This is a genomic window from Pseudomonas sp. 43A (genome assembly GCF_013363935.1).
GTDB lineage: Bacteria > Pseudomonadota > Gammaproteobacteria > Pseudomonadales > Pseudomonadaceae > Aquipseudomonas > Aquipseudomonas crudilactis.
Genome location: NZ_CP054880.1, coordinates 1,080,188 through 1,101,762, shown reverse-complemented (window position 1 = coordinate 1,101,762; position 21,575 = coordinate 1,080,188). Strand labels below are relative to the sequence as shown.

Sequence of the window (21,575 nt, the reverse complement as noted above, 5' to 3'; positions counted from 1 at the left end):
CGCTCTCGATTCGCGTCACGTGTTATTCGGTTTCCAGATCGATATCGATGCCGAGGGAACGAATTTCCTTGATCAACACGTTGAAGGACTCGGGCATGCCCGGCTCCATACGGTGATCGCCATCCACGATGTTTTTGTACATCTTGGTACGGCCGTTCACATCGTCCGACTTCACTGTGAGCATTTCTTGCAGAGTGTAAGCAGCACCGTATGCTTCCAGTGCCCAGACCTCCATCTCCCCGAAACGCTGACCACCGAACTGCGCCTTACCACCCAGCGGCTGCTGGGTAACCAGGCTGTACGAACCGGTAGAACGCGCGTGCATCTTGTCGTCTACCAAGTGGTTCAGCTTCAGCATGTACATGTAGCCAACGGTAACTGGACGCTCGAACTTGTTGCCGGTACGGCCGTCAGTCAGCTGCATCTGGCCGCTTTCCGGCAGGTCTGCCAGTTTCAGCATGGCCTTGATTTCGCTTTCCTTGGCGCCGTCGAACACTGGAGTGGCCATTGGAACGCCGCCACGCAGGTTCTTCGCCAGATCCAGGATTTCCTGATCGGAGAAGCTGTCCAGATCTTCGTTACGACCGCCGATCTGGTTGTAGATCTCGTCCAGGAAGGTACGCAGCTCAGCGACTTTACGCTGCTCTTCGACCATCCGGTTGATCTTCTCGCCCAGACCTTTGGCCGCGAGGCCCAGGTGGGTTTCAAGGATCTGACCAACGTTCATACGCGAAGGTACGCCCAGCGGGTTGAGGACGACGTCGACCGGGGTGCCATTGGCATCGTGCGGCATGTCTTCAACCGGCATGATCACAGAGACCACACCTTTGTTACCGTGACGACCGGCCATCTTGTCGCCCGGCTGGATGCGGCGACGGATTGCCAGGTAAACCTTGACGATTTTCAGCACGCCTGGAGCCAGGTCATCGCCCTGCTGCAGTTTGCGCTTCTTGTCTTCGAACTTGTCGTCCAGCAGACGGCGGCGATCAACGATGTAGGCCTGAGCCTTCTCGAGCTGCTCGTTAAGAGCATCTTCAGCCATGCGCAGTTTGAACCACTGACCATGCTCAAGACCGTCGAGTACTTCGTCGGTGATGTCCTGACCTTTCTTCAGACCTGCGCCGCCTTCAGCCTTATGGCCTACCAGAGCGGAACGCAGACGTTCGAAAGTCGCGCCTTCAACGATACGGAACTCTTCGTTCAGATCCTTGCGGATCTCGTCGAGCTGAGTCTTCTCGATCGACAGTGCACGAGCATCACGCTCAACGCCGTCACGGGTGAAGACCTGTACGTCGATGACAGTACCCTTGGTACCGGTAGGTACGCGCAGGGAAGTGTCTTTAACGTCGCTGGCTTTCTCACCGAAGATTGCACGCAGCAGTTTTTCTTCCGGAGTCAGTTGGGTCTCGCCTTTCGGAGTGACCTTACCCACCAGGATGTCGCCTGCGCCAACTTCAGCACCTACATAAACGATACCGGCTTCGTCCAGTTTGTTCAGTGCAGCTTCACCCACGTTCGGGATGTCTGCAGTGATCTCTTCAGGCCCAAGCTTGGTGTCACGGGCCACACAGGTCAGTTCCTGGATGTGGATCGTGGTGAAACGATCTTCCTGAACCACACGCTCGGACAGGCAGATGGAGTCTTCGAAGTTGAAGCCGTTCCATGCCATGAACGCGATGCGCATGTTCTGACCCAGCGCCAGTTCACCCATGTCGGTGGACGGGCCGTCGGCCATGATGTCGCTACGCTGAACGCGATCACCCTTGCTCACCAGCGGACGCTGGTTGATGCAGGTGTTCTGGTTCGAGCGGGTGTATTTGGTCAGGTTGTAGATGTCGACACCAGCTTCGCCGGTTTCAACTTCGTCATCAGCAACACGAACCACGATACGGCTGGCGTCGACGGAGTCGATCACGCCACCACGACGAGCCACGACGCAAACGCCGGAGTCACGGGCTACGTTACGCTCCATGCCGGTACCTACCAGCGGCTTGTCAGCGCGCAAGGTTGGTACAGCTTGACGCTGCATGTTCGAACCCATCAACGCACGGTTGGCGTCGTCGTGCTCGAGGAACGGAATCAGCGACGCAGCAACCGAAACTACCTGCTTCGGCGAAACGTCCATCAAGGTGACTTCTTCAGGCGCCTTGACGGTGAACTCGTTCAGGTGACGTACAGCTACCAGTTCGTCGATCAGGACTTTCTGGTCGTTCATGGTCGCCGAAGCCTGCGCGATCACGTGATCGGCTTCTTCAATAGCGGACAGGAACACGATCTCGTCAGTGACCACACCCTCTTTCACCACGCGGTACGGGCTTTCCAGGAAGCCGTACTGGTTGGTGCGAGCGTAAGCAGCCAGGGAGTTGATCAGACCGATGTTCGGACCTTCCGGCGTTTCAATCGGGCATACGCGACCGTAGTGAGTCGGGTGTACGTCACGAACTTCAAAGCCGGCGCGCTCACGAGTCAGACCGCCAGGGCCGAGTGCGGAGACACGACGCTTGTGGGTGATCTCGGACAGCGGGTTGTTCTGGTCCATGAACTGCGAGAGCTGGCTGGAACCGAAGAACTCTTTCACCGCCGCAGCCACTGGCTTGGCGTTGATCAGGTCTTGCGGCATCAGGCCTTCGCTTTCAGCCATCGACAGACGCTCTTTGACCGCACGTTCAACACGTACCAGGCCAACGCGGAACTGGTTCTCGGCCATTTCGCCTACGCAGCGAACACGACGGTTACCCAGGTGGTCGATGTCATCGACGATGCCTTTACCGTTACGGATGTCGACCAGAGTCTTCAATACCGCGACGATGTCTTCCTTGCACAGCACACCCGAACCTTCGATCTCGGTACGACCGATACGACGGTTGAACTTCATCCGGCCGACCGCAGACAGGTCATAGCGCTCAGGGCTGAAGAACAGGTTGTTGAACAGGGTTTCGGCAGCGTCTTTGGTTGGCGGCTCGCCTGGACGCATCATGCGATAGATCTCGACCAGCGCTTCCAATTGGTTGCTGGTGGAGTCGATCTTCAGAGTGTCGGAGACGAACGGACCGCAGTCGATATCGTTGGTGTACAGAGTTTCGATGCGAACAACACCAGCCTTGGCAATTTTTGCCAGGACTTCAGTGTTCAGCTCGGTGTTGCACTCTGCCAGGATTTCACCGGTAGCCGGGTGCACGATGACCTTGGCGGTAGTACGGCCCAGGACGTAGTCCAGAGGTACTTCCAGAGTCTTGATGCCGGCTTTTTCGATCTGGTTGATGTGGCGCGCAGTAATACGGCGGCCCGCTTCAACAATGACCTTGCCCTTCTCGTCCTGAATGTCCAGAACTGCAATTTCACCACGCAGACGCGAAGCAATCAGTTCCAGGCTGAGGGTTTCGCCGCTCAGCTTGAAGACGTTGGTGGTGTAGAACGCGTCCAGCACTTCTTCAGTGGTGTAACCGAGCGCGCGCAGCAGTACCGATGCCGGCAGCTTGCGACGACGGTCGATACGCACGAACACGCAGTCTTTCGGGTCGAACTCGAAGTCCAGCCACGAACCGCGGTAAGGAATGATGCGCGCGGAGTACAGCAGTTTGCCGGAGCTATGCGTCTTGCCGCGGTCGTGGTCGAAGAACACGCCCGGGGAACGGTGCAGCTGGGAAACGATTACACGCTCGGTACCGTTGATTACGAAGGTACCGTTCTCAGTCATCAGGGGAATTTCACCCATGTAGACTTCTTGCTCTTTGATGTCCTTGATCGCTTTGTTCGACGATTCTTTGTCGAAAATGATCAGGCGCACTTTTACCCGCAAAGGTACGGCGAAAGTTACACCGCGCAATACGCATTCTTTGACATCAAATGCCGGTTCGCCCAGGCGATAACCGACGTACTCCAGCGCAGCATTGCCGGAGTAGCTGATGATCGGGAAAACGGATTTGAAGGCCGCATGCAGGCCCACGTCGCGGAACTGATCTTTAGTCGCTCCCGCTTGCAAGAATTCACGATACGAATCCAGCTGGATGGCCAGGAGGTAAGGCACATCCATGACGTCCGGCAACTTGCTAAAGTCCTTGCGGATACGTTTTTTCTCAGTATATGAGTAAGCCATCAGCGTTCCCCAGCTTGGTCACCTGCTTGTTTGGCCCCTCCCGACGGGAGCAGCCAGAAAATCGTGCAAACCCCATGGTTTGCTCCACCGCATCGGGTGGTTACAGCGCCCTTATCAGCACCGACCCAGTCGGCTGCCAATAACGGAAAAAGGCCGGTGGCAAGAGCCACCAGCCATCAGCCTGTCGCTTGACGCTCGGGCTGGAGGAGCAAAGTCGATACTTATTTCAGTTCGACTTTAGCGCCTGCTTCTTCCAGCTTCTTCTTGGCGTCTTCAGCAGCTTCTTTCGAAACGCCTTCAGCTACAACCTGAGGAGCGCCGTCTACTTTCTCTTTGGCTTCTTTCAGGCCCAGACCGGTCAGTTCACGAACTGCCTTGATCACGTTAACCTTCTTCTCGCCAGCTTCCAGCAGAACAACGTTGAACTCGGTTTGCTCTTCAACAACAGCGGCAGCAGCAGCTGGACCAGCCGAAGCAGCAGCAGCGGTAACACCGAAGGTTTCTTCCATCGCTTTGATCAGCTCAACGATTTCCACTACGGATTTCTGGCCGATTGCTTCGATGATTTGTTCGTTAGTCAGAGACATGACTCAATTCCTGAATTGGGGGACGGCCTACGCGACCATCGAAATAAACAAAAAACGCGAGAAGTTGACGAGCCTTAGGCTGCAGCAGCTTCTTTCTGGTCGCGAATTGCCGCCAGAGTACGAGCCAATTTGCTGGTAGCGCCTTGAATCACGCTCATCAGCTGAGAAATTGCTTCGTCACGGGTCGGCAGAGTTGCCAGTACGTCGATCTGATTAGCTGCGAGGAACTTGCCCTCGAACGCAGCTGCCTTGATCTCGAACTTGTCCTGACCCTTGGCAAACTCTTTGAAAATACGAGCAGCAGCGCCCGGATGTTCGTTCGAGAATGCAATCAGGGTCGGGCCGGTGAACACGTCGTTGAGGACACTGTATTGAGTGTCAGCAACAGCGCGCTTGAGCAGGGTGTTACGTACAACACGTACGTAAACGCCAGCTTCACGAGCCTCTTTACGGAGTCCGGTCATTGCGCCTACTGTTACGCCACGTGCATCAACCACGACAGCGGACAGAGCGACTTTGGCAGCCTCGTTGACTTCAGCGACGATGGCCTTCTTGTCTTCGAGATTAATTGCCACGGGTTTAACTCCTGCTTGTTACCGTTTCATTCGATCGAAACCGAATGTCGTTTTGGTGTCTGATTCGGTAAGGAACCGGGAGCACCATCTGCGTAGGCTTATGGTTTAAGACTTGCGTCGCCTACGGTCTTGGATAGCCCCCGCCAGGCAGGGACCCCAATCTTTCAATTGGCGCGAACCATCGCGCCAACCTTTGTCTTACGCGTCCAGCGAGCTCTGGTCGATGACCAGACCTGGGCCCATAGTGGTGCTCAGGGTAACGCGCTTGACGTAGATACCTTTCGAAGAAGCTGGCTTGATACGCTTCAGATCAGCGATCAGGGCTTCAACGTTTTCCTTCAGCTTGACGGCGTCGAAGCCCATCTTGCCAACGGAAGTGTGAATGATGCCGTTTTTGTCGGTGCGATAACGAACCTGACCAGCTTTAGCGTTCTTAACCGCGGTAGCTACGTCTGGAGTTACGGTACCAACCTTAGGGTTAGGCATCAGACCACGTGGACCAAGGATCTGACCCAACTGACCTACAACGCGCATGGCATCCGGGGATGCGATCACTACGTCATAGTTCAGGTCGCCGCCTTTCATTTCGGCAGCCAGGTCGTCCATACCTACACGGTCAGCGCCGGCAGCCAGAGCGGCCTCAGCAGCTGGACCCTGGGTGAACACAGCAACGCGAACAGTCTTGCCAGTGCCGTGCGGCAGCACAGTAGCGCTACGAACAACCTGGTCGGATTTACGCGGGTCTACACCCAGGTTTACAGCAATGTCGAACGACTCGCTGAACTTGACAGTCGACAGCTCAGCCAGCAGGGCAGCGGCGTCTACAATGTTGTAGGCCTTGCCTGCTTCGATTTTGCCGGCGATAGCCTTTTGACGCTTGGTCAGCTTAGCCATTACACACCCTCCACGTTAAGGCCCATGCTACGAGCAGAACCGGCGATAGTACGCACGGCTGCATCCATATCAGCTGCAGTCAGATCCGCGTTTTTGGTTTTCGCGATTTCTTCCAGCTGAGCACGGGTAACGGTGCCAACCTTAACGGTGTTCGGACGAGCGGAACCGCTGGTCAGACCGGCCGCCTTCTTCAGCAGAACCGAAGCAGGGGTGGATTTTGTTTCGAAAGTGAAGCTACGGTCGCTGTAGACAGTGATGATCACTGGAGTCGGCAGACCAGCTTCCAGACCCTGAGTACGGGCGTTGAAAGCTTTGCAGAATTCCATGATGTTCACGCCGTGCTGACCCAGAGCAGGACCAACAGGTGGGCTTGGGTTAGCCTGAGCGGCCTTCACTTGCAGCTTGATGTAAGCGGTAATTTTCTTGGCCATGAGGCACTCCAATTACGGGTTCGAACGCCTCGAAAGGCTCCCCGGTTACTTGCGCGTTTATCCCAGTGACGACAAAACCCCACAGCCTAGGGCTGCGGGGTTGGGATGCTTGTTCAGTTAGACCTTTTCGACCTGACTGAACTCCAACTCTACCGGAGTAGAGCGACCGAAAATAAGCACAGCCACTTGGATCCGGCTCTTTTCGTAATTAACTTCTTCAACAACGCCATTGAAATCAGCAAATGGACCGTCATTGACTCGCACAGTTTCGCCTGGCTCGAAGAGAGTCTTCGGCTTCGGCTTGTCGCTACCATCAGCAACACGACGCAGAATTGCTTCCGCCTCTTTATCGGTGATCGGCGCAGGCTTATCAGCGGTACCGCCGATGAAACCCATCACCCGAGGAGTATCCTTGACCAAGTGCCAAGTACCCTCGTTCATATCCATCTGAACCAGCACGTAGCCTGGAAAGAACTTGCGTTCGCTTTTGCGCTTCTGGCCATTACGCATTTCAACCACTTCTTCAGTGGGAACCAGAATCTCGCCGAAGCCATCTTCCATGCCAGCCAGCTTTACGCGCTCGACCAGCGAGCGCATCACATGCTTCTCGTAACCCGAGTAAGCATGCACAACATACCAACGCTTAGCCACGGGACACCCTTAGCCGACAATCAAGGAAACAAGCCAACCGAGCAGGGAATCAAGACCCCACAACAGCAACGCCATAACCAAAACAACAGCCACCACAATCAGGGTGGTCTGCGTGGTTTCTTGGCGAGTTGGCCACACGACTTTACGAATCTCGGTGCGAGCTTCCTTAACCAGTACAAAGAAAGACTTGCCCTTCGCAGTCTGCAGGCCTACAAAGGCAGCTACAGCAGCAATGGCAAGCAATGCGAGTACACGGTACAGGATCGGCGAAGCAGAGTAATACTGATTGCCAACAACGCCAACAACCACCAAAGCGACAACTACAAGCCACTTGAGCAGATCGAAGCGAGAGCCTTGAGCTTCAGCTTTAGGAGTCATCTATGAAGATCCTGTGAAAAGAAAGCCAGACACACCGAGTGAATCTGGCAGGTCAGGAGGGAATCGAACCCCCAACCTACGGTTTTGGAGACCGTCGCTCTGCCAATTGAGCTACTGACCTAAAACAAAATCAGGCCGACCATTATGCCGGCCCGAAAAATACATTACAACCACTTACTCGATGATTTTAGCTACGACGCCAGCGCCGACGGTACGACCGCCTTCACGGATAGCGAAACGCAGACCATCTTCCATCGCGATGGTTTTGATCAGGGTAACAGTCATCTGAATGTTGTCACCTGGCATTACCATTTCAACGCCTTCTGGCAGCTCGCAGTTACCAGTCACGTCAGTAGTACGGAAGTAGAACTGTGGACGGTAGCCTTTGAAGAACGGAGTGTGACGACCGCCTTCTTCCTTGCTCAGAACGTAAACTTCTGCGGTGAACTTGGTGTGCGGCTTAACCGAACCCGGCTTAACCAGAACCTGACCACGCTCAACGTCGTCACGCTTGGTACCACGCAGCAGAACGCCGCAGTTCTCGCCAGCACGACCCTCGTCAAGCAGCTTGCGGAACATTTCAACACCGGTACAAGTAGTAACGGTGGTGTCACGCAGACCAACGATTTCCAGCGGATCCTGAACGCGAACGATACCGCGCTCGATACGACCAGTCACAACAGTACCGCGACCCGAGATCGAGAAAACGTCTTCGATTGGCATCAGGAACGGCTTGTCGATCATACGAACTGGTTCTGGGATGTAGGCATCCAGAGTCTCTACCAGCTTCTTGACAGCGGTAGTGCCCATTTCGTTGTCGTCTTTGCCTTCCAGCGCCATACGAGCCGAACCGATGATGATTGGAGTGTCATCGCCCGGGAAGTCGTAGGTGGACAGCAGGTCGCGAACTTCCATCTCAACCAGCTCCAGCAGCTCTGCGTCGTCTACCAGGTCAGCCTTGTTCAGGAAAACCACGATGTACGGAACGCCTACCTGACGGGACAGCAGGATGTGCTCACGGGTTTGCGGCATCGGACCATCAGCGGCCGAGCAAACCAGAATAGCGCCGTCCATTTGAGCAGCACCGGTGATCATGTTCTTCACATAGTCAGCGTGACCTGGGCAGTCAACGTGAGCGTAGTGACGGATCTTCGAGTTGTACTCAACGTGTGCGGTGTTGATGGTGATACCGCGAGCTTTTTCTTCTGGCGCGCTGTCGATCTTGTCGAAATCAACGATTGCAGAACCGAAAACCTCGGAGCAAACGCGAGTCAGAGCAGCAGTCAGAGTGGTTTTACCGTGGTCAACGTGACCAATGGTCCCAACGTTGACGTGGGGCAGGGAACGATCAAATTTTTCCTTAGCCATCGATATCACCCTCAACAGAAGAAATTAGACAAACAATATCAGCCATTAAAACAAAGGCAGATATTTTCATATCTGCCTTGTTATATGGAGCTCTTGAGCGGATTTGAACCGCTGACCTCACCCTTACCAAGGGTGTGCTCTACCAACTGAGCTACAAGAGCAAAACACTTTGCACAACCTGCAAACTTGGAGCGGGTAGCGGGAATCGAACCCGCATCATCAGCTTGGAAGGCTGAGGTTCTACCACTAAACTATACCCGCGGAGCCTGCAGCTCACGCTTAAATCTGGTGGAGGGAGAAGGATTCGAACCTTCGAAGTCGTAGACGTCAGATTTACAGTCTGATCCCTTTGGCCGCTCGGGAACCCCTCCTAATCAGGCCGGCATTCTATACTATGCCAAACCCCTGTCAAGCATTTTCTCATTTAAAAACCTGAGGTTAGCTGCGTTGACATCGCCTCACTTTGAATCCCCGTTTAGGTCTTCGCTGTGGAGCGGGCGCCATTCTATGCAAACTATTCAGCAGGTGCAACCCCCTCACACAGCATTATTTTATGTTTTAACTCATTGAATTCGTTGGAAAGGTTTTGTAGCTGCGCGTCACCCAACAAACGCTGGCTCTGAGGCGCGACAGACAACCAATAACCGACCCCAACAGCATCCTTCAACGAAGATTGCACATCGACCCCCATATCAGTCAAACGCTGCCGAAGGGCCAAAAGCGACTCCTGCCGGGAAAAACCACCAAGAAACAGACACTCTTGCCGTCGCCCCCCTCGCCCTTCTCGAACATCACCTGTCGTTTCGCTAAGCAAGCGAATGTCTTGCTGGGAACCTCGATACAAACTGAGAGGCGTTACATCCTTTGCCCGCAAGGGCGCCTCCTGCTGATGCCAGACATAATAGAAAATATTCAGAACAAGAAGCAGGAGGAACAACCAACGCATACAAACCTCAGGAAAAAGGACATGCCATAGCCAACCCTACAAACACCAGGTCGGGAACGACTCGGGCTTCGGGCGCGACATCTGCGACCAATTCAGCATCACCACCAGTTATAAAGACTGCAAAGTCTCGCCCCCAGTAGGCGCGCGCCATTTCCAGCTGCGTCAGTACGAAACCTCGCAACATCAATAAACACCCGCGCTCTACCGCCTCTACGGTGGTCCGCCCGGGTGCGTTGCTGGAGAGCGCGCGCTCGGCAGCAAGATCCCCATAGCGAATCTTGCGAGTATGAGTACGTAACTGATTCCGCATCAAAGGCATCCCAGGACAAATAAAGCCCCCAAGATGCTCGCCATTAGCAGCAATAAAATCGGCAGTTACCGCCGTCCCGAAATCGAGCACCAAACAGGCGCCGCCGGATGCGAGATGAAACCCGCCAAGCATCGCCAACCATCGATCAAGCCCTAGACGTTCATAGTCTTGATAGCCATTTTTGACACCCGACATTTCACGAGCTGACTGCGCTCGCACCACCGAAACACCGAACTCCCGCTCGATCGCGTCGATTAATGCATCAGTTTCCTCCGCAGTCCTGACACTGACCACGCGACAATTGCGCAGCAATAGCCCATCAAGGGATCTCAAACTGTCAAGCAACGCCAGATCAGAGTCGACAACCCCCTCAGAAAAGAGAGCCCCGGGCGCAGCCTTTAGTACTCGCCACTTAATAAAGCTGTTCCCGCAGTCGAGCTCAAGAATCATCACGCAACCTCAGACTCAGCTCACCACCACTAAAAACTTTCTCCACGCCATCCACCCTCAGGCGCAGCGCACCCTGACTATCTATTCCGACCACAACACCATCTACCTGGCTTGAACCCGCAATCAATGAAACCGAGCGATCTTGCCACAAATGATTCGCCTCCCACTCCGCCTGAAGAACCGAAAAGCCCTCCATCTGGTGACGCTGAATGTAAGCGTTTAACTGCTTACTCAACTCAGCCACCAAGGCGTTGCGATCACTGCTTCGGCCAGATTCAAGCCGGATAGAAGTCCATTGCTGGTCGACCTCATCAGCCAACTGCATATTCACATTGATGCCGATCCCTAGCACCACATGGCAAACATCTGCTGGATCCCCAACGAGCTCAAGGAGAATGCCGGCGATTTTCTTGTTGCCTACCAAGACATCGTTGGGCCACTTCAATCCAGCACCTGGCACGCCAAAATTCCGCAGAGCCTGTAAGACAGCCAACCCCACAACCAGACTCAAACCCTCGAGCTGACGCATTCCACCATCGATACGCAGGACAAGACTGTAATAGAGATTTTCAGCAAACGGGCTCACCCATTTGCGACCTCTTCTTCCACGCCCAGAGACTTGTCGCTCCGCGAGCACCAAAAAGGGCGCCAGACTCCCTTGGCCGATCGCACGCAAAGCCTCAGCGTTTGTCGAGTCGACCGAATCCAGTACGGTCACCGGCCAAAGTGGCGCAATTGCCGATATCGCCAGAGAGTCGAGAAGCGTCAATGGTGCGGCCAATTGATATCCCCGACCCCGCACTTTATGGATAGACAAACCAAGCTCAGCTTCAAGATGCTGAAGTTGCTTCCATACCGCACTTCGACTTATTCCCAGGGCAGCCCCCAAATCCTGACCAGAATGGAATCGACCATCCTTCAGAAGGTTCAACAACGTCAACATGCAGGTCTCGCCTCACAATGAGGCCCGAATAATAGCCATGCCCCGGGCCGTTGCATAGAAATCAAGGAAATGCTTTTTTGCGGGCAAAACAAAACCCCAACTGCTTTCGCAATTGGGGTTTCGGAATTTAATCTTGACGATGACCTACTCTCACATGGGGAAACCCCACACTACCATCGGCGATGCATCGTTTCACTGCTGAGTTCGGGATGGGATCAGGTGGTTCCAACGCTCTATGGTCGTCAAGAAATTCGGGTACCGAATCGTGGCCAGTTGGCCTCGCTTCAGCAAATTGGGTATGTGACAGCTTTCGGTGTTTGTGAACATCGAACTTTCGGTTCGTTTCGTCTTCACACACCGCAATCTGGCTTTTAAGCGCAAATTGCTTGGGTGTTATATGGTCAAGCCTCACGGGCAATTAGTATTGGTTAGCTCAACGCCTCACAGCGCTTACACACCCAACCTATCAACGTCGTAGTCTTCGACGGCCCTTCAGGGAACTCAAGGTTCCAGTGAGATCTCATCTTGAGGCAAGTTTCCCGCTTAGATGCTTTCAGCGGTTATCTTTCCCGAACATAGCTACCCGGCAATGCCACTGGCGTGACAACCGGAACACCAGAGGTTCGTCCACTCCGGTCCTCTCGTACTAGGAGCAGCCCCTCTCAAATCTCAAACGTCCACGGCAGATAGGGACCGAACTGTCTCACGACGTTCTAAACCCAGCTCGCGTACCACTTTAAATGGCGAACAGCCATACCCTTGGGACCGGCTTCAGCCCCAGGATGTGATGAGCCGACATCGAGGTGCCAAACACCGCCGTCGATATGAACTCTTGGGCGGTATCAGCCTGTTATCCCCGGAGTACCTTTTATCCGTTGAGCGATGGCCCTTCCATACAGAACCACCGGATCACTAAGACCTACTTTCGTACCTGCTCGACGTGTCTGTCTCGCAGTCAAGCGCGCTTTTGCCTTTATACTCTACGACCGATTTCCGACCGGTCTGAGCGCACCTTCGTACTCCTCCGTTACTCTTTAGGAGGAGACCGCCCCAGTCAAACTACCCACCATACACTGTCCTCGATCCGGATAACGGACCTGAGTTAGAACCTCAAAGTTGCCAGGGTGGTATTTCAAGGATGGCTCCACGCGAACTGGCGTCCACGCTTCAAAGCCTCCCACCTATCCTACACAAGCAAATTCAAAGTCCAGTGCAAAGCTATAGTAAAGGTTCACGGGGTCTTTCCGTCTAGCCGCGGATACACTGCATCTTCACAGCGATTTCAATTTCACTGAGTCTCGGGTGGAGACAGCGCCGCCATCGTTACGCCATTCGTGCAGGTCGGAACTTACCCGACAAGGAATTTCGCTACCTTAGGACCGTTATAGTTACGGCCGCCGTTTACCGGGGCTTCGATCAAGAGCTTCGCGTTAGCTAACCCCATCAATTAACCTTCCGGCACCGGGCAGGCGTCACACCCTATACGTCCACTTTCGTGTTTGCAGAGTGCTGTGTTTTTAATAAACAGTCGCAGCGGCCTGGTATCTTCGACCGGCATGAGCTTACGGAGCAAGTCCTTCACCCTCACCGGCGCACCTTCTCCCGAAGTTACGGTGCCATTTTGCCTAGTTCCTTCACCCGAGTTCTCTCAAGCGCCTTGGTATTCTCTACCCAACCACCTGTGTCGGTTTGGGGTACGGTTCCTGGTTACCTGAAGCTTAGAAGCTTTTCTTGGAAGCATGGCATCAACCACTTCGTCACCCAAAGGGTAACTCGTCATCAGCTCTCGGCCTTAAGATCCCGGATTTACCTAAGATCTCAGCCTACCACCTTAAACTTGGACAACCAACGCCAAGCTGGCCTAGCCTTCTCCGTCCCTCCATCGCAATAACCAGAAGTACAGGAATATTAACCTGTTTTCCATCGACTACGCTTTTCAGCCTCGCCTTAGGGACCGACTAACCCTGCGTCGATTAACGTTGCGCAGGAAACCTTGGTCTTTCGGCGTGGGTGTTTTTCACACCCATTGTCGTTACTCATGTCAGCATTCGCACTTCTGATACCTCCAGCAAGCTTCTCAACTCACCTTCACAGGCTTACAGAACGCTCCTCTACCGCATCATCCGAAGATGATACCCGTAGCTTCGGTGTATGGTTTGAGCCCCGTTACATCTTCCGCGCAGGCCGACTCGACTAGTGAGCTATTACGCTTTCTTTAAAGGGTGGCTGCTTCTAAGCCAACCTCCTAGCTGTCTAAGCCTTCCCACATCGTTTCCCACTTAACCATAACTTTGGGACCTTAGCTGACGGTCTGGGTTGTTTCCCTTTTCACGACGGACGTTAGCACCCGCCGTGTGTCTCCCATGCTCGGCACTTGTAGGTATTCGGAGTTTGCATCGGTTTGGTAAGTCGGGATGACCCCCTAGCCGAAACAGTGCTCTACCCCCTACAGTGATACATGAGGCGCTACCTAAATAGCTTTCGAGGAGAACCAGCTATCTCCGAGCTTGATTAGCCTTTCACTCCGATCCACAGGTCATCCGCTAACTTTTCAACGGTAGTCGGTTCGGTCCTCCAGTTAGTGTTACCCAACCTTCAACCTGCCCATGGATAGATCGCCCGGTTTCGGGTCTATTCCCAGCGACTAGACGCCCTATTAAGACTCGCTTTCGCTACGCCTCCCCTATTCGGTTAAGCTCGCCACTGAAAATAAGTCGCTGACCCATTATACAAAAGGTACGCAGTCACAGAACAAAGTCTGCTCCCACTGCTTGTACGCATACGGTTTCAGGATCTATTTCACTCCCCTCTCCGGGGTTCTTTTCGCCTTTCCCTCACGGTACTAGTTCACTATCGGTCAGTCAGTAGTATTTAGCCTTGGAGGATGGTCCCCCCATATTCAGACAAAGTTTCTCGTGCTCCGTCCTACTCGATTTCATGACCAAGAGATTTTCGCGTACAGGGCTATCACCCACTATGGCCGCACTTTCCAGAGCGTTCCGCTAATCTCAAAGCCACTTAAGGGCTAGTCCCCGTTCGCTCGCCACTACTAAGGGAATCTCGGTTGATTTCTTTTCCTCAGGGTACTTAGATGTTTCAGTTCCCCTGGTTCGCCTCTTGCACCTATGTATTCAGTACAAGATAACCATCTTATGATGGCTGGGTTCCCCCATTCAGACATCTCCGGATCAAAGTCTGTTTGCCGACTCCCCGAAGCTTTTCGCAGGCTACCACGTCTTTCATCGCCTCTGACTGCCAAGGCATCCACCGTATGCGCTTCTTCACTTGACCATATAACCCCAAGCAATCTGGTTATACTGTGAAGACGACATTCGCCGAAAATTCGAATTTCTCAACTAAGAGAACTCACAAATTTTACCTTAGCCTGATCCGTTACCAGTGAAAGTAACGTTCAGTCTATCTTTCTATCACATACCCAAATTTTTAAAGAACGAACTAGTCAAAGACTAGAAATCAACATTCACCATCATCACAATGGAATGCTCATTTCTAAGCTTTCAAACTTCAGAAGCAGTAGTGGTGGAGCCAAGCGGGATCGAACCGCTGACCTCCTGCGTGCAAGGCAGGCGCTCTCCCAGCTGAGCTATGGCCCCGTATCTCTACAGGTATTTCCCACACAAAATTGGTGGGTCTGGGCAGATTCGAACTGCCGACCTCACCCTTATCAGGGGTGCGCTCTAACCAACTGAGCTACAGACCCAATTTCGGGCTGCTTCTTTCGTCTTCTTCAATGAATCAAGCAATTCGTGTGGGAACTTATGGAGCAGCTGATGTCGTCGATTAAGGAGGTGATCCAGCCGCAGGTTCCCCTACGGCTACCTTGTTACGACTTCACCCCAGTCATGAATCACACCGTGGTAACCGTCCTCCCGAAGGTTAGACTAGCTACTTCTGGTGCAACCCACTCCCATGGTGTGACGGGCGGTGTGTACAAGGCCCGGGAACGTATTCACCGTGACATTCTGATTCACGATTACTAGCGATTCCGACTTCACGCAGTCGAGTTGCAGACTGCGATCCGGACTACGATCGGTTTTATGGGATTAGCTCCACCTCGCGGCTTGGCAACCCTTTGTACCGACCATTGTAGCACGTGTGTAGCCCAGGCCGTAAGGGCCATGATGACTTGACGTCATCCCCACCTTCCTCCGGTTTGTCACCGGCAGTCTCCTTAGAGTGCCCACCATGACGTGCTGGTAACTAAGGACAAGGGTTGCGCTCGTTACGGGACTTAACCCAACATCTCACGACACGAGCTGACGACAGCCATGCAGCACCTGTCTCAATGTTCCCGAAGGCACCAATCCATCTCTGGAAAGTTCATTGGATGTCAAGGCCTGGTAAGGTTCTTCGCGTTGCTTCGAATTAAACCACATGCTCCACCGCTTGTGCGGGCCCCCGTCAATTCATTTGAGTTTTAACCTTGCGGCCGTACTCCCCAGGCGGTCAACTTAATGCGTTAGCTGCGCCACTAAGAGCTCAAGGCTCCCAACGGCTAGTTGACATCGTTTACGGCGTGGACTACCAGGGTATCTAATCCTGTTTGCTCCCCACGCTTTCGCACCTCAGTGTCAGTATCAGTCCAGGTGGTCGCCTTCGCCACTGGTGTTCCTTCCTATATCTACGCATTTCACCGCTACACAGGAAATTCCACCACCCTCTACCATACTCTAGCTTGTCAGTTTTGAATGCAGTTCCCAGGTTGAGCCCGGGGATTTCACATCCAACTTAACAAACCACCTACGCGCGCTTTACGCCCAGTAATTCCGATTAACGCTTGCACCCTCTGTATTACCGCGGCTGCTGGCACAGAGTTAGCCGGTGCTTATTCTGTCGGTAACGTCAAAACAGCAACGTATTAAGTTACTGCCCTTCCTCCCAACTTAAAGTGCTTTACAATCCGAAGACCTTCTTCACACACGCGGCATGGCTGGATCAGGCTTTCGCCCATTGTCCAATATTCCCCACTGCTGCCTCCCGTAGGAGTCTGGACCGTGTCTCAGTTCCAGTGTGACTGATCATCCTCTCAGACCAGTTACGGATCGTCGCCTTGGTGAGCCATTACCTCACCAACTAGCTAATCCGACCTAGGCTCATCTGATAGCGCAAGGCCCGAAGGTCCCCTGCTTTCTCCCGTAGGACGTATGCGGTATTAGCGTTCCTTTCGAAACGTTGTCCCCCACTACCAGGCAGATTCCTAGGCATTACTCACCCGTCCGCCGCTGAATCCAGGAGCAAGCTCCTCTCATCCGCTCGACTTGCATGTGTTAGGCCTGCCGCCAGCGTTCAATCTGAGCCATGATCAAACTCTTCAGTTCAAACATCTTTGGGTTTTTAAGAAACCCTAAACTTGGCTCAGCAATCGTTGGTTACATCTTTGATTTCTCGCGGAGTAACTTGTGATGCTGATAATCTTGTTGACTATCAGTCTGACTCCACAAGCACCCACACGAATTGCTTGATTCAGTTGTTAAAGAGCGGTTGGTTAAGATCTTTCGTCTCAACCGAGGCGCGCATTCTACAGCAGCCTCATTTGCTGTCAAGTGATTATTTTCAGAAGCTTTCGAAGAATTCTTCAACAACTTCAACCACTTGCGCTTCCGATCTCTCGTCAGCGGGAGGCGAATTCTACAGCGTTACACGCTGCTGTCAACACCTCTTTTTCAACTTCCTTTTGGCTTCGATGACCTGAAGCAACCTGCTGCCGAAAATTACATAACTCATTGAATCTCAAGGAGTTTTCCGTTTCGACTGCGCCGGAAGTGGGGCGAATTATAGACATCTGAAATCTGCCGTCAACACCTATTTTCATAATTCTGTCACATCGGTCAAAAAACCCCGAAAACACGAAGGCCGACCCAGAGGGGTCGGCCTTCGTTGCATCGCCCTTCTACTTACAAGCTAGGGAACGCGAACTGCGAAGCCTCATGGCTGGCACGCTGCGGCCAGCGCTGAGTGATCGCCTTGCGACGGGTATAGAAGCGCACACCATCCGGACCATAGGCATGCAGGTCACCAAACAGCGAACGCTTCCAGCCGCCGAAGCTGTGATAAGCCACCGGCACCGGCAGCGGCACGTTGACGCCAACCATGCCGACTTCGATCTCGTCACAGAACAAACGCGCCGCTTCACCGTCACGGGTGAAGATGCAGGTGCCGTTGCCGTATTCATGATCATTGATCAGTTGCATCGCCTCTTCCAGGCTATTCACGCGAACGATGCACAGGACCGGTCCGAAGATCTCTTCTTTATAGATGCGCATCTCAGGGGTGACGTTGTCGAACAGGCAGCCACCGAGGAAGAAGCCTTCTTCGTGACCGGCCACGCTGAAACCACGACCGTCGACTACCAGGGTCGCGCCCGCCGCCACGCCGTCATCCACATAACCGCTTACTTTGTCGCGCGCTTGACCGGTGACCAGTGGGCCCATGTCCAGACCGCACGAAGTGCCGGCACCGATTTTCAGCGCCTGGATCTGTGGAACCAGTTTGGCCACCAGCGCATCGGCCACTTGATCGCCTACACATACGGCAACCGAAATCGCCATGCAACGCTCGCCACAGGAACCGTACGCCGCGCCCATCAGTGCGCTGACCGCGTTGTCCAGATCGGCATCAGGCATCAGCACCGCGTGGTTCTTCGCGCCGCCCAGTGCCTGAACGCGCTTGCCGCGCTTGGTACCTTCGGCATAGATGTATTCAGCAATCGGCGTCGAACCGACAAAACTCAGCGCTTTGACTTCCGGCGCTTCGATGAGCGCATCCACCGCAGTCTTGTCACCGTGCACCACGCTCATCACACCTTTCGGCAAACCGGCTTCGAGCAGCAGCTGAGCGATCAGCAGTGTCGAGCTTGGATCACGCTCGGACGGCTTGAGGATGAAGCAGTTGCCGCAGACGATCGCCAGTGGGTACATCCACAGCGGCACCATGGCCGGGAAGTTGAACGGGGTGATCCCGGCAACGATGCCCAGCGGCTGAAAGTCCGACCATGCGTCGATGTTCGTGCCAACGTTGCGGCTGTACTCGCCCTTGAGGATTTCTGGCGCTGCGCAGGCAAACTCGACGTTCTCGATACCGCGCTTCAATTCACCGGCAGCGTCTTCCAGGGTCTTGCCGTGTTCTTCGCTGATCAATTGCGAGATGCGCGCTTCGTTCTGCTCCAGCAGTTGCTTGAAGCGAAACATCACCTGGGCGCGTTTGGCCGGTGGCGTGTTGCGCCAGGCCGGGAACGCAGCTTTGGCGGCATCGATGGCTTTCTGGATGGTGGCCTGGCTGGCCAGTGGCAACTTGTGGATAGCCTGACCGGTAGACGGGTTGAACACATCAACCGCGCGACCGTTCTCGGTCACCAGTTCGCCATTGATCAAATGCGGGATAACGCTCATCGAAAACTCCTGAATGCTTGTCCGCAGACGCCCGCGAAGGGCGCCGGCTGTTTGTACTTATATATAGAGGGAAAAATCAGTCGAGCTTGTTCAGCACTTCGCCGACCGCGTCGAACAGACGATCGAGGTCTTGCGGCTTGCTGTTGAAGGTTGGGCCGAACTGCAGGGTGTCGCCGCCGAAGCGCACGTAGAACCCGGCTTTCCACAGGGCCATGCCGGCTTCGAACGGACGCACGATGGCGTCGCCGTCACGCGGGGCAATCTGGATCGCGCCGGCCAGACCGAAGTTACGGATGTCGATCACGTTCTTCGAGCCTTTCAGGCCATGCAGCGCGTTTTCGAAATGCGGCGCGACTTCCGCGACGCTCTGCACCAGGTTTTCTTTTTGCAGCAGATCGAGTGCCGCCAGGCCAGCGGCGCAAGCCACCGGGTGCGCCGAGTAGGTGTAGCCGTGCGGGAATTCCACGGCGTATTCCGGGGTCGGCTGATTCATGAAGGTCTGGTAGATCTCGGAGCTGGCAATCACCGCGCCCATCGGGATCGCGCCGTTGGTGACTTGCTTGGCGATGCACATCAGGTCCGGAGTAACGCCAAAGGTGTCGGCACCGAACATGTTGCCGGTACGGCCGAAACCGGTGATCACTTCGTCGAACACCAACAGAATGCTGTGCTGATCGCAAATTTCGCGCAGACGTTTCAGGTAACCCTGCGGCGGCACCAGTACACCAGCGGAACCGGCCATAGGCTCAACGAATACCGCGGCGATGTTCGAAGCGTCGTGCAATTCGATCAGCTTCAGCAGCTCATCGGCCAAAGCGATACCGCCCTGCTCCGGCATGCCACGGGAGAACGCATTGCTCGCCAGCAACGTGTGCGGCAGGTGATCGACGTCCATCATCGCCTGACCGAACAGTTTGCGGTTGCCATTGACGCCGCCGAGGCTGGTGCCGGCGATGTTCACGCCGTGGTAGCCACGGGCACGGCCGATCATTTTGGTCTTGGTCGACTGGCCTTTCAGGCGCCAGTAGGCACGGACCATTTTCACCGCAGTGTCAGCGCACTCGGAACCGGAGTCGGTAAAGAACACGTGGTTCAGGTTGCCCGGGGTCAGCTCGGTGATTTTCTCGGCCAGCTGGAACGACAGCGGATGGCCGTACTGGAAACCCGGCGAGTAATCGAGGGTGCCCAACTGCTTGGAGACCGCTTCCTGAATTTCCTTGCGGGTGTGGCCGGCGCCACAGGTCCACAGGCCAGATAGCGAGTCGTATACCCGGCGGCCCTTGTCGTCGATCAGCCAGCTGCCTTCGGCGCCAACGATCAAACGCGGATCGCGCTGGAAGTTGCGGTTGGCGGTGTACGGCATCCAGTGCGCGTCCAGCTTCAGTTGGCTGGCCAGTGGCGACGGCGCGTTTTCAGGCATGTTCATCGGGCAAAACCTCGCAGGGCGTAAGCGTCAGGGAGATAAAAAGCGTTGTTGCAGCTAAATTGCCACGCGGATAAAGTCGGTGAAATTCAACTCTTCTAACCTTCAGTTAGAACTTTGCTAAACAATGAGAACAATAAGATGAGCAGTCGCCGCCCCGATCCTCTGGCCCAGGTCAGTGACTTTGATATTCGCTTACTGCGGATTTTTCGCAGCGTGGTGGAGTGCGGCGGTTTCTCGGCAGCGGAAACCGTGCTCGGCATCGGTCGCTCGGCGATCAGCCAGCAGATGAGTGATCTGGAGCAGCGCCTCGGTTTGCGTCTATGCCAGCGTGGTCGTGCGGGGTTTTCGCTGACCGAAGAAGGCCGTGAGGTGTATCAATCGGCGCTGCAACTATTAAGTGCGCTGGAAAGTTTTCGCACTGAGGTCAACGGCCTGCACCAGCATTTGCGTGGTGAGCTGATCATCGGCCTGACCGACAACCTCGTCACCCTGCCCCACATGCGCATCACCCACGCCCTCGCTCAGTTGAAGGAGCGCGGACCGGATGTGCAGATTCAGATCCGCATGATTGCGCCGAATGAAGTTGAACAAGGCGTGCTCGACGGGCGACTGCATGTTGGCGTGGTGCCGCAGGCCAGTGCGTTGTCGGGACTGGAATATCAGCCGTTGTACAGCGAGCGTTCGCTGCTTTATTGCGCGGTGGGGCATCCGCTGTTTTATGTCGATGACAAGCAACTGGATGACGAACGTCTAAACAGTCAGGACGCGATTGCCCCGACCTTTCGTCTGCCGGCGGATATTCAGGCGCATTACCAGGCGCTTAATTGCACGGCCAGTGCTTCTGACCGTGAGGGTATGGCGTTTCTGATTTTGACCGGGCGATACATTGGTTATCTGCCGGATCATTACGCCAGCCTTTGGGTGCAGCAAGGTCGTTTGCGTGCGCTGAAATCGCAAACGCGTTTTTACGACCTGAGCCTGGCATCGGTCACGCGCAAAGGCCGGCGCCCTCATTTGGTGCTGGAAAGCTTTTTGGAAAGTCTGGCGGCGACGCGCTGAAAATCCTCCGACGCCCGCCAGCGTTGGGGCTTGGCGACAAATTCGACAAATA

The 21,575-nt window shown here is 54.5% G+C and carries 14 protein-coding genes, 6 tRNA genes and 3 rRNA genes; 1 reads left to right on the top strand and 22 read right to left on the bottom strand.

Features of this window, described 5'->3' with window-relative positions; translation table 11 throughout:
* Positions 1-22: 22 nt before the first annotated feature.
* From rpoB to HUW52_RS04635, 22 genes are all read right to left on the bottom strand, one after another.
* Entirely contained in the window at positions 23-4,096 is a 4,074-nt protein-coding gene (gene rpoB, locus HUW52_RS04740; protein ID WP_016984190.1) for a DNA-directed RNA polymerase subunit beta, read from the bottom strand.
* A 221-nt stretch (positions 4,097-4,317) separates the two neighbouring features.
* Positions 4,318-4,683, bottom strand: a complete 366-nt coding sequence (gene rplL / locus HUW52_RS04735; RefSeq protein WP_003228750.1) for a 50S ribosomal protein L7/L12 — start codon at positions 4,681-4,683, stop codon at positions 4,318-4,320.
* A 74-nt stretch (positions 4,684-4,757) separates the two neighbouring features.
* A complete protein-coding gene (gene rplJ, locus HUW52_RS04730; RefSeq protein WP_008081912.1) occupies positions 4,758-5,258 on the bottom strand; it encodes a 50S ribosomal protein L10 in 501 nt (166 codons plus the stop codon).
* Positions 5,259-5,456: 198 nt separating this feature from the next.
* A complete protein-coding gene (rplA, locus tag HUW52_RS04725; protein WP_016984191.1) occupies positions 5,457-6,152 on the bottom strand; it encodes a 50S ribosomal protein L1 in 696 nt (231 codons plus the stop codon).
* Positions 6,152-6,583, bottom strand: a complete 432-nt coding sequence (gene rplK / locus HUW52_RS04720) for a 50S ribosomal protein L11 (protein WP_003228756.1) — start codon at positions 6,581-6,583, stop codon at positions 6,152-6,154. The genes rplA and rplK overlap by 1 nt, the downstream gene beginning before the upstream one ends.
* Before the next feature lie 117 nt (positions 6,584-6,700).
* Positions 6,701-7,234, bottom strand: coding sequence for a transcription termination/antitermination protein NusG (nusG, locus tag HUW52_RS04715; protein WP_007916492.1), 534 nt, complete (start codon positions 7,232-7,234; stop codon positions 6,701-6,703).
* Between the two features lie 9 nt (positions 7,235-7,243).
* On the bottom strand, positions 7,244-7,612 hold the full coding sequence (gene secE / locus HUW52_RS04710) for a preprotein translocase subunit SecE (RefSeq protein WP_009045851.1): 369 nt from the start codon (positions 7,610-7,612) through the stop codon (positions 7,244-7,246).
* A 45-nt stretch (positions 7,613-7,657) separates the two neighbouring features.
* A tRNA-Trp gene (locus tag HUW52_RS04705) sits at positions 7,658-7,733 on the bottom strand.
* A 53-nt stretch (positions 7,734-7,786) separates the two neighbouring features.
* Positions 7,787-8,980: an elongation factor Tu gene (gene tuf, locus HUW52_RS04700; protein WP_064361246.1), complete on the bottom strand. Its 1,194-nt coding sequence runs from the start codon at positions 8,978-8,980 to the stop codon at positions 7,787-7,789.
* Positions 8,981-9,065: 85 nt separating this feature from the next.
* A tRNA-Thr gene (locus HUW52_RS04695) sits at positions 9,066-9,141 on the bottom strand.
* A 26-nt stretch (positions 9,142-9,167) separates the two neighbouring features.
* A tRNA-Gly gene (locus HUW52_RS04690) sits at positions 9,168-9,241 on the bottom strand.
* Between the two features lie 25 nt (positions 9,242-9,266).
* Positions 9,267-9,351: transfer RNA gene (locus HUW52_RS04685), tRNA-Tyr, on the bottom strand.
* Between the two features lie 143 nt (positions 9,352-9,494).
* Positions 9,495-9,926, bottom strand: a complete 432-nt coding sequence (locus HUW52_RS04680; RefSeq protein WP_016983619.1) for a hypothetical protein — start codon at positions 9,924-9,926, stop codon at positions 9,495-9,497.
* Between the two features lie 7 nt (positions 9,927-9,933).
* The gene (locus HUW52_RS04675; RefSeq protein WP_016983618.1) at positions 9,934-10,686 is read right to left on the bottom strand and encodes a pantothenate kinase; all 753 of its coding nucleotides are present in this window, start codon (positions 10,684-10,686) and stop codon (positions 9,934-9,936) included.
* Positions 10,676-11,629 carry a bifunctional biotin--[acetyl-CoA-carboxylase] ligase/biotin operon repressor BirA gene (gene birA / locus HUW52_RS04670; RefSeq protein ID WP_175553087.1) on the bottom strand — a complete coding sequence of 318 codons (954 nt, stop codon included), beginning with the start codon at positions 11,627-11,629 and terminating at the stop codon, positions 10,676-10,678. Before birA ends, HUW52_RS04675 begins: the two co-directional genes overlap by 11 nt.
* 131 nt (positions 11,630-11,760) lie before the next feature.
* A 5S ribosomal RNA gene (gene rrf, locus HUW52_RS04665) occupies positions 11,761-11,876 on the bottom strand.
* A gap of 150 nt (positions 11,877-12,026) precedes the next feature.
* A 23S ribosomal RNA gene (locus tag HUW52_RS04660) occupies positions 12,027-14,920 on the bottom strand.
* A 247-nt stretch (positions 14,921-15,167) separates the two neighbouring features.
* Positions 15,168-15,243: transfer RNA gene (locus HUW52_RS04655), tRNA-Ala, on the bottom strand.
* Between the two features lie 30 nt (positions 15,244-15,273).
* Positions 15,274-15,350: transfer RNA gene (locus HUW52_RS04650), tRNA-Ile, on the bottom strand.
* Positions 15,351-15,431: 81 nt separating this feature from the next.
* Positions 15,432-16,968: ribosomal RNA gene (locus tag HUW52_RS04645) — 16S ribosomal RNA — on the bottom strand.
* Together the 16S, 23S and 5S rRNA genes with 2 tRNA genes alongside form the textbook arrangement of a ribosomal RNA operon.
* A gap of 576 nt (positions 16,969-17,544) precedes the next feature.
* The gene (locus HUW52_RS04640) at positions 17,545-19,038 is read right to left on the bottom strand and encodes a CoA-acylating methylmalonate-semialdehyde dehydrogenase (protein WP_175553086.1); all 1,494 of its coding nucleotides are present in this window, start codon (positions 19,036-19,038) and stop codon (positions 17,545-17,547) included.
* Between the two features lie 76 nt (positions 19,039-19,114).
* Positions 19,115-20,464, bottom strand: coding sequence for an aspartate aminotransferase family protein (locus tag HUW52_RS04635; RefSeq protein WP_034154752.1), 1,350 nt, complete (start codon positions 20,462-20,464; stop codon positions 19,115-19,117).
* 138 nt (positions 20,465-20,602) lie between these two features.
* Here HUW52_RS04635 and HUW52_RS04630 point away from each other — a divergent pair, with 138 nt between their 5' ends.
* Positions 20,603-21,523: a LysR family transcriptional regulator gene (locus HUW52_RS04630; protein WP_064387741.1), complete on the top strand. Its 921-nt coding sequence runs from the start codon at positions 20,603-20,605 to the stop codon at positions 21,521-21,523.
* Positions 21,524-21,575 lie beyond the last annotated feature (52 nt).

Coding starts and splice junctions, on each gene's coding strand:
- rpoB (WP_016984190.1), bottom strand. CDS start 4,096: ATGGCTTACTCATATACTGAGAAAAAACGTATCCGCAAGGACTTTAGC.
- rplL (WP_003228750.1), bottom strand. CDS start 4,683: ATGTCTCTGACTAACGAACAAATCATCGAAGCAATCGGCCAGAAATCC.
- rplA (WP_016984191.1), bottom strand. CDS start 6,152: ATGGCTAAGCTGACCAAGCGTCAAAAGGCTATCGCCGGCAAAATCGAA.
- rplK (WP_003228756.1), bottom strand. CDS start 6,583: ATGGCCAAGAAAATTACCGCTTACATCAAGCTGCAAGTGAAGGCCGCT.
- secE (WP_009045851.1), bottom strand. CDS start 7,612: ATGACTCCTAAAGCTGAAGCTCAAGGCTCTCGCTTCGATCTGCTCAAG.
- tuf (WP_064361246.1), bottom strand. CDS start 8,980: ATGGCTAAGGAAAAATTTGATCGTTCCCTGCCCCACGTCAACGTTGGG.
- HUW52_RS04680 (WP_016983619.1), bottom strand. CDS start 9,926: ATGCGTTGGTTGTTCCTCCTGCTTCTTGTTCTGAATATTTTCTATTAT.
- HUW52_RS04675 (WP_016983618.1), bottom strand. CDS start 10,686: ATGATTCTTGAGCTCGACTGCGGGAACAGCTTTATTAAGTGGCGAGTA.
- birA (WP_175553087.1), bottom strand. CDS start 11,629: ATGTTGACGTTGTTGAACCTTCTGAAGGATGGTCGATTCCATTCTGGT.
- HUW52_RS04640 (WP_175553086.1), bottom strand. CDS start 19,038: ATGAGCGTTATCCCGCATTTGATCAATGGCGAACTGGTGACCGAGAAC.
- HUW52_RS04635 (WP_034154752.1), bottom strand. CDS start 20,464: ATGAACATGCCTGAAAACGCGCCGTCGCCACTGGCCAGCCAACTGAAG.
- HUW52_RS04630 (WP_064387741.1), top strand. CDS start 20,603: ATGAGCAGTCGCCGCCCCGATCCTCTGGCCCAGGTCAGTGACTTTGAT.